Source organism: Maribacter polysiphoniae (genome assembly GCF_003148665.1).
Lineage (GTDB): Bacteria > Bacteroidota > Bacteroidia > Flavobacteriales > Flavobacteriaceae > Maribacter_A > Maribacter_A polysiphoniae.
Map to the genome: position 1 here is coordinate 1 of NZ_QGGQ01000022.1, position 11301 is coordinate 11301.

The window sequence follows — 11301 nt, forward strand, 5'->3', positions numbered from 1 at the left end:
TTGGGCAATATTCGTCTCTCCTATAGTGATGACAACAATAATGGCAGTATTGCCACTAATGAAATTAGGGAGGAGAACAATTACTATCCTTTTGGTTTACGTCATAAGGGTTACAACAATGTTGTGAACGGTACGCAGAATAACTATATGACCTACAACGGAAAAGAATTGAATGAAAGTCTTGGTCTAAATATGTATGAAATGGATTTAAGACAGTATGACCCAGCAATTGCAAGATGGATTTCCATTGACCCAATTACACATTATTCAGCAAGCACATATAACGCTTTTGATAACAATCCAATATATTTTGCAGACCCAAGTGGAGCTGATTCTATATATAATTTTGAGACAGGTCAATATGTAATAAATGGAACAGTAGTTTCTCAAGATGAAGCTATTGCATATGCTCAAAATGGAGGTAATGCTGATGGGAGTAATAATAATACTGCGAATGATTCTGAATCAAGCGAGGATTGTTGTGGTGGATATGTTGGAAGTTATAAGCACGTAATGGGACCAAAAGAAAAAAACTATTACAGAAATAATAAAGATAAAAAGAAAGTTGTTAGTAAAGCTGCTTATAGTGCAGGTGTATTAGCAACAAGAGTTTCTGGAGATTTAGGAGGTGATAATCTTGGATATAGTGGAGCGATTAGACATTCTTATTGGATGTATTTAGTTGCAGTAGAATTAGGTCCTGAATTAGCTGAAAAACTTGGTATATTACACGAGGATTATATGGTTACTGCAGGTAAAAGCAAAGGAATGCATAATATGCAAACAGATGACAGTAAAATGGATATAATAAATAATGCTTGGGGAGTTAACCTAGCAAGGCAAAATCCAAATTTAGATTATTTAGGGTTTGAAGAATTGTTTTTTAAAGACGCAACTAATAAAACTAATACAACCATAAGGATTCTTGACCAAAAGACTATACCAAAGGAATCTTTAAAAACTAGGAATACAAGAAGAAATAAAGAAATAGTCGAAAGTTGGAAAAGAAAAGGAGCTTACTATAGAGATTAATTTATAAAATGATAAAAAGAAAGACCATAATAATTTTAGCCATAGGACTATTCTTAATAGTCCTATGCTATGTGTTTATTAAATTTTACAATGTTAGTAACATTGAGAATAATTGTTTAGTTAATGATTTTAATGCAGTATTTGAGAAAGAAAATAGTATAAAATTAGATGAGACTTATGATTTTTCTAAAATCCTTAATTGTAAAAATTGGGATGAAGTAATAATAGTAAGTGGAGAACGAGTAAGTAGAACCGCTATCTTTTTAAAAGAAGGTATAGCTTTACCAAAAATAGATTATTATTTTAGTTACCCAAATGGCAGTTTAGTTCTTTATTTAGTGAAAGATGGAGAATTAATTTCTAGCCCATTATCATACTGGCAATCAGGGTTTTTATACCTTGAGGGCTTGAATAGCTTTGATTATGTTCGTTTAGAAAGAGAAGAAGCTATTTTTAAATGTGTCGAACTTGAAACAATAGGTTCTGATGAAGAAATGCTAACCTTTGAACTAATAATGGATTAAGATATCTATAAAAGCAGGAAACCACTTCTAACGAGGCGGTTTTTTTATGAGAACGCTTTTTTAGTTTTAAAGTTCTGAATGATATTATCGATAAGGAAGAACAATTTACTTCTGGTCTCATCATCAAGCTGTTCAATATCCCCGCTCTGCGAAGTCTGTGACCCCCGCTCTGCGAAGTTTGCAACTTCGTAGCGTTCTGAGTAAGTAAGAAATAAAGAGAAGAACCACAATAGTAATGTTGTGGTTCTTCTATGCTTTAAAGTGAAGCTATATTTTTATCAAAGAAATCCTTGAACCCCACTCTCCGAAGTCTGTGACTTCGTAGCACATTTGAGAAAGAAACGGTAATGAGGAACCCGCTCTGCGAAGTTTTTAACTTCGTAGCGTATGATTTATACTTCACTCATCATTTTTGTTTATTTTCATAGTGTGTTCAATACTGATGGCTATAAAATACGAGACCAAAACAAACCACATTTTGTAAAGTTTACAGCCCCGCTCTGCGAAGTTAGTAACTGCTGAAGACAACACCGTTTTGGAAATCGACGATATCGGTTTTTTAGGTTGATCAATGTTCGGTTTTCTTTACTATAAGGGCACAAGTTACAAACTGGCGGGAGCGGGGGTAGCTGGGAATTGTATATAGCGATATGTTCAATGGGGGATTTCATATGATATTCCTACAAACTCCAAGTGCTTTGAGGTATATCGGACTCCGCGAAGTCTGTGACTACATGCCGCACTATAAAATGCCACTGAACCATTGGGTTTCATAGTAATACCACCTGGAATGTCCTTTGGTAACCGTTAGAATACAAAAGCTGCAATTCGTCTAAATTATCCTGATTTTATAGTACTTTTCTTTCATATTTCCTAAATTAGTGAAAGAATAAAAACAACCATAACCAACTACCTTTTTGAAAAAATCCCTTACTTTCTTGTTCTTGATCAGCTGTTTTTATGTTTCCTTAGCCCAGAACAGGGCTAATATTTGGTATTTCGGATATAGGGCTGGGTTAGACTTTAATAGTGGTGCTCCTGTAACTTTATTGGATGGGCAATTGTTTACACGGGAAGGCTGTGCCTCTATGTGCGATAATTATGGCGGGTTGTTGTTCTACACAGATGGTATAAGTGTCTATAATAAAAACCATATGCTTATGCCCAACGGTACAGGGCTTTTAGGGGATAGTTCATCCACGCACTCTGCGATCGTGGTACCTAAACCCCGCTCTGCGAAGTCTGTGACTTCGGAGCAAAATAAACAAAGATACGTTCGAAGTTTGCAACCCCGCCCCGCTAGTCTGCAACTAGTGGCGTACCAAGTAAGATGGTCGGCATAAGTGAACAAAGATAAAAAGCCAGGACAGCAATGTTCTGGTTTTCTTTTATTCAAAAGTTACCACAAGATCCAATCTTGCGACAGTGAATAGGATTACACACATTACGAAGTTTGTAACTTCGAGCGGTATTATAATAAGAACCCCGTGCTCATACCAGGTGAGCGACCAAGTACCATCGCTAATATGAGGAGATGGTTTTGAAGATTTTTAAACTCTTGTTAATATCCACAACCTCGATTGCTCAACTATATGAAATTAGTAGAGTACCGGTTCCATGAAGTCTGTAATTCTATAGCAATAAAAAAGAACAAAAAATTAAGGTTGAAATTCAGTTTTTTAACAAGAATATCAGTGCCAAATTTCAAACTTAATTAGGCGTTTTTTTCTAAATCCACTACAAGGGATCCAATAATTTCTAAATGTTAATATAATTCAATATCAGGTGTTTAATGTGTTAAAACAACCTCTTTAGACTACATTAGGTTAGAGGTATGAAAATCATATGTATTTCATCGAATTTTGTTAAAATTATTTTGTTAAATAAAAATTAACCTCTTACTTAGTTTTAACAAATTAACATAATATCTTGTAAGATTATCATAGTTAAATAATTCCCAAATAAGTTTAACCTACTTACCAATAAATCTTACGATATACATTAATGGCATTCTACTGTTTGTCTTAGTCCAGAGATGATTTAATTCATTAAAGGCGCCAATTTTTCATTGGTTGCATAGGTAGTGGTATGTCCAAAAATTAAATAAAACTAAAATGGCAAAATCACTTTTCAGACCCATTGTATTCTTCTTTTTTTTATTGGCAACAACTATTTCGCAAGCCCAAACACAACCCAACTATGACCTTACGTCCGGGGATGGTAATGGCTTTCGTTTTTGGAACGGGAGCAATAGTTATAAAATACATATGGGTAATAGTTCGGAATACCATTATGGACCTGTTACAGATTATAGTATTAAAAGTAATATGAACAATACCGGAGGCCGTGGTTGGACCTGGGGAGTTGCGGGTTCTGTTCCAATAGCGGCACTTAATAATTTCGGGGATTTTCAAATTAATGGAAATTTTGTTACGCTTAAGCGTATAGGAGTGGGAATTTCTGATCCAGCCCAAGAAATTGATGTTAATGGTGAGGTGCAATCCAAAGGTTTTGTTTTAGTTGATCCCGTTTGGGGACATAATTCGGATTTCACTGCATTATATAGGGAAGATATTGGGGTTGACAATTCTACATTGAAATTACGGATTGGTGACGATTCAGGCGGAAGTTTTCAGATTGGATATAAGTATTGGCAAACAGGAGAATGGATATCTACATTTTATGTAAATAATAATGGAAGAATAGGCATAGGCACTACCACTCCCGACTCCAAACTCACGGTTAAAGGTAAAATACATGCAGAAGAGGTAAAGATAGACCTCTTTGTTTCCGCACCTGATTATGTTTTTAAGGAGGGTTATGCCTTAAGGACATTGGAGGAAACCCAAGACTATATTGAAGAAAACGGGCATTTGCCCAATATTCCATCTGCTAAAGAAATGGAAGAAAATGGTGTGGAATTGGGAGTAATGAACATGAAACTTTTGGAAAAAATAGAGGAGTTGACATTATACACACTACAACAACAAAAAGTAATTGAACAGCAATCCAAGGACATAATAAAACTCCAAAATGCAATCAAAATAAATTAAGAGATTATGAAAAAAGTATACTTATTATTCTTATTGGCAAGTAGCTTAGTATTTTCTCAAAATACAGGATCCGAACAAAACACTTGGTTTAAAATTAACCCCAAGGGAGAATTTATTACTCAAATTAGTGCTATTGGTGAATATGCGGTGCACAATGTAGTAGTGCACATAAGTAATAATTATTGGTCTACGGCAGAAGTTGAGTATATAAGTGAATTTAATTATAACCATAAAAGAATTAAACTGGAATGGGGGCGCATTGGTAGTGGTGCAAGTACGTATCTGGCTGTTAGAATCGTTCCGATAACAGCAAACTATGCCACAAGATTTATATTTAAGGATGTAATAGACCCAAGTTTTGACTATGCCCTAGAAGTTGTAGATGCTTCATTGGTTACTCCAATAACACCAAAAAAGGTTCTATTTGTTGATGAATGGAAAGGAATGGTAGGTATCGGTACAACAACCCCCGATTCCAAACTTTCCGTAAAGGGCAAAATACATGCTGAGGAGGTAAAGGTAGATCTTTCCGTTCCCGCGCCGGATTATGTTTTTAAAGAAGATTATAACCTCAGGACTTTGGAGGAAACCATGGACTATATCAAAGAGAATGGCCATTTGCCTAACATCCCCTCAGCCAAGAAAATGGAAAAGAACGGCGTTGAACTTGGTACTATGAACATGAAACTTTTAGAAAAAATTGAGGAATTGACACTTTATATGATTGATTTGAAAAAGGAAAATGAAAGACAAATAAAAGAGCTTAAGGAGGAAGTTAAAGTACTAAAAGGACCTAAGACATGAAGAATATTATTTTCATAATCCTATTGTTTCATGGAATATTACTGTTGGGACAAAATCGATTTCCAGAAAATGAGAATCCAAGTAACATAACTACAGGGGTTTATTACCAAAAAGGGCCTGGTAGCACTAATACGTTATTAATTTGGCTATATCCCTATGTAACGAAACTCACTGTGTTTGGGGAATCGGTCAGAAATTTCGAACTCATTGCAACTTCCCATCCTTTAGGTGAGTTAAAATTAAGACAATGGAATCCATACAATAATGCTTGGACCTCTTGGCGACAAATTCTGGTGGCCAATGAAAATTTTGGAATAGAGACAGGGAACACTACGGGTAATAAATTAGCCGTAAAGGGAAAATTTCGGGCCGAGGAAATCAAAGTGTAGACTGGCTGGTCTGATTATGTCTTTAATGAGGATTATAATCTTCCTAGGCTCTAAGAAGCAGAAAAGCACATCAATGAAAAAGGTCATTTGATTAATATTCCCTCCGCTGAGGAAGTGGAGGCAAATGGTATCGAGCTGGGCGAAATGAACAAGCTGCTTTTGGTTAAGATTGAGGATCTGATGCTTTATGTATTAGAGCAAGAGAAGAAATTAAGGGAAATCGATGAATTAAAGAAGCGAATGGCCAAGATGGAAAATTATATAAAAAAAGATAAGAATAATTAAAGAATGAGACTATCAATACTACTACTTTTTATAGTACTTTTTTTACAGAAAGGGGTGTCCCAAACGGGAAACGACCTATATATGGATAATGCAAGATATTTGTATGCAAAGACCAGTTCTGGAACAAATACCCGCATGTTAGGAATCAATGCCAGTAATAATCTATATCTAGGAAGTGTGGATGCATCTGTAAACAACATGTATGTGAATCTAAATGGACAAACTAGACTATCAGTCAATGGAAGTAATGGAAACGTTGGTATCGGGACTACCGTTACTTCCAATGGAATTTTAACTATTAATGGAGATAGCTATAGTGGTCTAAGAATTGAAAATGATGTACCCCTCAAAGAAGCTTCAATACGTTTTAGAAGCAAAAACGTATTAGGTACATTCTTTCAATCAGATATTTCATCTTTTTATGACGGAAATGTAGGGTTTATCGGTATAAAGGCTCCCCATAATAATACGCCGGGTGTTGGTTATGATTTTGTTGTAAACTCACTAGGTAATGTAGGTATCGGAACAACTTCGTTAGACTCCAAACTAGCTGTAAATGGTAACATACATGCCAAAGAGGTGAAAGTAGATTTAATGGGCTGGCCCGACTATGTCTTTAATGAAAATTATGATCTTCCCTCGCTCAAGGAAGTTGAAAAACACATCAATGAAAAAGGCCATTTGATTAATATTCCCTCAGCTAAGGAAGTAGAGGCAAATGGTATTGAACTAGGGGAAATGAACAAACTGCTCTTGGAGAAGATCGAGGAGTTGACGCTATATGTATTGGAGCAAGAGAAAAAACTCAAGAATATGAAGGTTTTAGAAGAGCAAGTGGGTGAACTAAAACTTGCCATGGAAGGCGTTCTAAAAAAACAAAATATCAGCAATTAATATTTAACCTAAACTAAAATGAAATCAAGACCAGTTTTAAAAGTATCTCTAACCTTATTGATCGGTGTACTTGCTATTCAATTTACATTTAGTCAAGTTAATCCTACCACAAATTTACCTGATGTATTTCCTGTATCACCAAGTGCATTTTCATTTATGAAGTATGGAGAAATTCCTGTGTCTAAATATACAGGAGTTCCAAATATTTCTATTCCTATTTATACTATTAACACAGGTAAATTTGAAATGCCAATTCAGTTGAATTATCATTCCAATGGTTTTCGAGTAAATGAAGAATCGGATTGGACTGGTTTGGGGTGGACACTAGATGCTGGGGGAAGTATAGTACAAGTTGTAAATGGTTATGATGATTTTGGGCCACTTAAAAGCAGAGATTTAGAAATGCATGAGTTTATTGATGCAATTGAAGGACCAAGTTACAATACAATCACGTCTTCGTGTACAACTTTCGGTTATCCAATAAGAGATGAAATAGACCCAGAGCAACAGGCAAGTTGTATGAATAGTAATGACTTTAACTCCAATGGTAGTCTAATGAATAACGCGGTGGATCTGCAACCAGATTTATTTAAGTTTAATTTTATGGGCTATCATGGGGAGTTTGTTTTAAACTGGGAAACAGAAGAATTTATTTGTTTATCAGATAGTAATATCAAAATAAAGTCTGATTACAGTGGTAACTATGGAAGCACCCCTAGTGATTTTGCAATTACATACCCCGATGGTAATATGTTTATTTTTGAAAAAAAAGAAGAAACAGAAGTTTCTCTTGTTGGAGGGATTAATATTTCTTACAATTTAGAAGATTTGGATCGAATAATTGGAAGTACTACTTCAAGAGTTTTTAAATTAATTAAGATATATACAAATGAAGGTAGTGAGATTTCATTTGATTATGAAGAAACTGACTATCTAAATAATTTCCCAAATATATCATCATTAAGTGAGCAGTATAGAACTGAAGGTTCAATTGCTTCTCAAGATGTTTATGGGCGCTTTAATTCATCCGAAAAAGTTACTGTTAATTATTCTAAACAAAAGACAGCATACTTGACCAAGATAACTTTTCCTCAAGGGAAAATAGTTTTTAATAGCAGTTTTAATAGAAATGATTTAGTTGGTGCCAAACGACTAGATAATATAGAAATTCAAAAAAAAGTTAGTAATACATCATATTCTACAATTAAGGATTTTGATTTCAATTATGACTATTTTATTGGTCATACGTCTGGTTATAATATGGAAAGTTATTTCAACTCTAATTTCTTTTCGAAAACCGTAACTGAACTAACACACAGGTTAAAACTGTTATCTGTTCAAGAAACTGGTAAACCAGCTTACAATTTTGAATATAATGAAGAAAAGTTACCAAAAAAAACCTCTTATGCAACAGATTATTGGGGGTATTATAATGGGCAGATGCTAAACAGTTCCTTATTTCCTAATCTGCGTCGTTTTGGTTTGTACATACCCTCCTCCTATGTTTCTTATTCACAAAATAAAAGCTCTGATGTCAATTTTTTAAAAGCAGGGGTTCTTAATAAAATCAGCTACCCTACTGGAGGTTATTCAATTTTTAATTATGAATTAAACACATTTGATAATGTGACTGTGCCTTCAATATCAAAAACAATAAATAAAGAAACAATTTATTTAAGTGATAAGAATACGTCTTCGGGTAATAATATACATACCTTTTATGCGAAAAGTTGGTCATATATTTCAGGAAGTTTGTATTTAAGTATTCAAGGTAGTTGTGAATCTGAAACAATCGATTACGGAAATACTTATATAGAGCTTACACAATTAAACAAGACAGATGAAATTGTTCAATACCTTGATAGAGGTTACTCCGGTTCCTATCTTCTAGCATTCTACCAAGATGAAATTGTACTCCAAAAAAAACTTTTGCAATTACAATATGGAGAGACTAGCAAATTAGATGAAAATTATAGGTTAGAGATTAATCCCAATCATGTGTATGTTCTTAGAGTTGTTCTAGATAATGCATGTAGTCCTCAAATTTCTTCAGGAGATGGAGGTGTTGCTCAAGCAAATGTGGATTTTATTAAAAACGATTCTGAGATTTCAGGTTCTTCTTATGGAGCTGGTTTACGAATAAAAACAATTACGTCATATAGCAATGGGGTTACGGCCAAAATCATTAAACAATACACATATAGTGGGGGTAAACTGATGAGCCCTTTGTTTTATTGGAAAAAATATAATTATAATTATGCATATAACAGAGTAAATGGCAATGGTAATTACGAATATTTTAATCCTATAGTCACAAAATATACTTTAAGCTCTAATAGTCATTACCTGTCATCCTCAGCATCAGGGAAATATGTTGGGTATGATGCGGTAACAGTAAAAAACATAACTAGTGGTCCAGGGTATACTTATGATAATGGTAAAATTATCACTAATTATACCAATAATCCTGATGAGGGGGTGGTTGATCCTTTAAATGTAGCTGTTAACTCTTTTCCTTTAACATATCCCGCTCAAAAATTCCCTACAGATAATGGGTTGGTTGCTAAAGAGGAAATTTATACTAAAAATGATGATTTACTTTCTATGACTGAAAATAGTTACTCTACAAGACCAAAAACATGTGTTTATGGTAGAATGTCTAGTTTTTCTTATAGAACTTTTTGCCAGTCTCCTTCGTCAGGTTCCGCTTCGATTCCTCCCTCTTATAATAATTACTATTTTGTCGGATTTTATCCAATTTCATCCAATAGAACTTTATTAGGTTACACTAAAAAGACTAATTATTTTGATGGTAAAGAAATTTATGAAATTACAAATTATGCCTATGATGATTATGATCAATTAAGTAGCATTGAAACTAAAAATAGTGAAGGAGAAATTCAAAAAACAGTTTTTAATTACCCTTATGATAATACAGGTTATGACTATAATTTAATGGTGACAAAAGGAATTATTCAACCAGTAATTGAAACTAATATATATTTAAATAATGTGCTTAATTCAAGTATAAGAAATGAATATAGGGTTTTAGGAATTTCAAATTCTTCTTATATGCCAACTATTTATAATAAAAGTGGCATATACTCTAAAAAAGGCAACACTGATACTTTTAGCGATGAAATTAATTTTGTTAAATATGGTTCCATTGGAACTAAAAACCAATTTAAGTTATTGCAATATCGGCAAAAAGAATATTTAAATACAACGCTGATTTGGGGTTATGATGATTTATATCCTATCGCTAAAATAGAGAACACTACTTTTTCAGAGGTGGCACAAGCTCTAGGAATATCGACAACAGAATTAGAAGGCTATGATGAGTCAAACCTTTCAGAATTGAATTCCTTACGAGAGGCGCTTCCCACTGCCATGGTCACCACCTATACTTATGATCCATTGGTGGGGGTCACGAGTATGACCGATCCTCGAGGGTATACCATGTATTACGAATATGATCAGTTCAACCGCCTTAAGGAGGTGAAGGATGCCGATGGCAAGCTTGTGACCGATTATGAGTACCACTATAAAAACCAATAAGACCATGAAAAACCATATATACACATTAGCAGTAGTGCTCATCATGGCCAATATGACAATGGCACAGACCCAGCCGACATTGACCTTCAGCGGGGAATCATCCGGTGATCATATCGCCACACAGAGCATTACCCTGTCTCCCGGTTTCCATACCACGAGTTTCTCGGCCAAGATATTGGGCGATGCCTATCTACCAGTGGCCAAGAGCGACGAGAACTATATCTTTACGCGCAGTTACCAAGACGGTATGACAGCGGCATCGGGCATAAGCGAGAACAAGGATGTCATCGAGTCCATCACCTATTTCGATGGTCTTGGAAGGCCGATGCAGCAGATCGGGATAAAGGCGGCCCCTGACAAGGAGGACATCATCACCCATGTCGAATATGACGGTTTCGGGCGTCAGGACAAGGACTGGTTGCCGTACCATGAACCTTCGGGCACCTTGGGCACTTATCGGGGCAACAAGGCCTCGGCCACACGTAGCTATTATAAGGCGAACTATGGGGCCGACTTCCCTACCATGAGCAGTACCACGGCCAATGCCTATTCGGAGAAGGATTTTGAGCCCTCACCGTTGAACCGGGTACTCAAACAGGCGGCCCCGGGTGAGGCTTGGAAAATGGACGGTAGCCATGAGATCGAGTTCGGATACGATACCAATACGACCAATGAGGTACGTTTGTTCAAGGTCACCACGACCTTCGCCAACAATACCTATACCCCGAGTTTGGTGCAGAGCGGGTATTACACGGCCGGTGA

At 35.4% G+C, this 11301-nt stretch carries 10 protein-coding genes; all 10 read left to right on the top strand.

Features of this window, described 5'->3' with window-relative positions; translation table 11 throughout:
- A partial coding sequence (locus tag LX92_RS21950; protein ID WP_317047083.1) for an RHS repeat-associated core domain-containing protein occupies positions 1-1032 on the top strand: 1032 nt, incomplete at its 5' end.
- Between the two features lie 8 nt (positions 1033-1040).
- Positions 1041-1556 (top strand): hypothetical protein, encoded by a 516-nt coding sequence (locus tag LX92_RS21955; protein WP_109655165.1) that lies wholly within the window; start codon positions 1041-1043, stop codon positions 1554-1556.
- A gap of 917 nt (positions 1557-2473) precedes the next feature.
- Entirely contained in the window at positions 2474-2899 is a 426-nt protein-coding gene (locus tag LX92_RS22330) for a hypothetical protein (protein WP_146197903.1), read from the top strand.
- A gap of 771 nt (positions 2900-3670) precedes the next feature.
- On the top strand, positions 3671-4609 hold the full coding sequence (locus LX92_RS21965) for a tail fiber protein (protein WP_109655168.1): 939 nt from the start codon (positions 3671-3673) through the stop codon (positions 4607-4609).
- A gap of 6 nt (positions 4610-4615) precedes the next feature.
- Positions 4616-5413 carry a tail fiber protein gene (locus LX92_RS21970; protein WP_109655170.1) on the top strand — a complete coding sequence of 266 codons (798 nt, stop codon included), beginning with the start codon at positions 4616-4618 and terminating at the stop codon, positions 5411-5413.
- Positions 5410-5802, top strand: coding sequence for a hypothetical protein (locus tag LX92_RS21975; RefSeq protein ID WP_109655172.1), 393 nt, complete (start codon positions 5410-5412; stop codon positions 5800-5802). The genes LX92_RS21970 and LX92_RS21975 overlap by 4 nt, the downstream gene beginning before the upstream one ends.
- Before the next feature lie 87 nt (positions 5803-5889).
- Positions 5890-6087 (top strand): hypothetical protein, encoded by a 198-nt coding sequence (locus LX92_RS22335; RefSeq protein ID WP_146197904.1) that lies wholly within the window; start codon positions 5890-5892, stop codon positions 6085-6087.
- A 3-nt stretch (positions 6088-6090) separates the two neighbouring features.
- Entirely contained in the window at positions 6091-6981 is an 891-nt protein-coding gene (locus LX92_RS21980; RefSeq protein WP_109655175.1) for a hypothetical protein, read from the top strand.
- Between the two features lie 18 nt (positions 6982-6999).
- Positions 7000-10539, top strand: coding sequence for an RHS repeat domain-containing protein (locus tag LX92_RS21985; protein WP_109655177.1), 3540 nt, complete (start codon positions 7000-7002; stop codon positions 10537-10539).
- Between the two features lie 4 nt (positions 10540-10543).
- The coding region (locus LX92_RS21990) for a DUF6443 domain-containing protein (RefSeq protein ID WP_244915958.1) at positions 10544-11301 on the top strand (758 nt) is incomplete at its 3' end.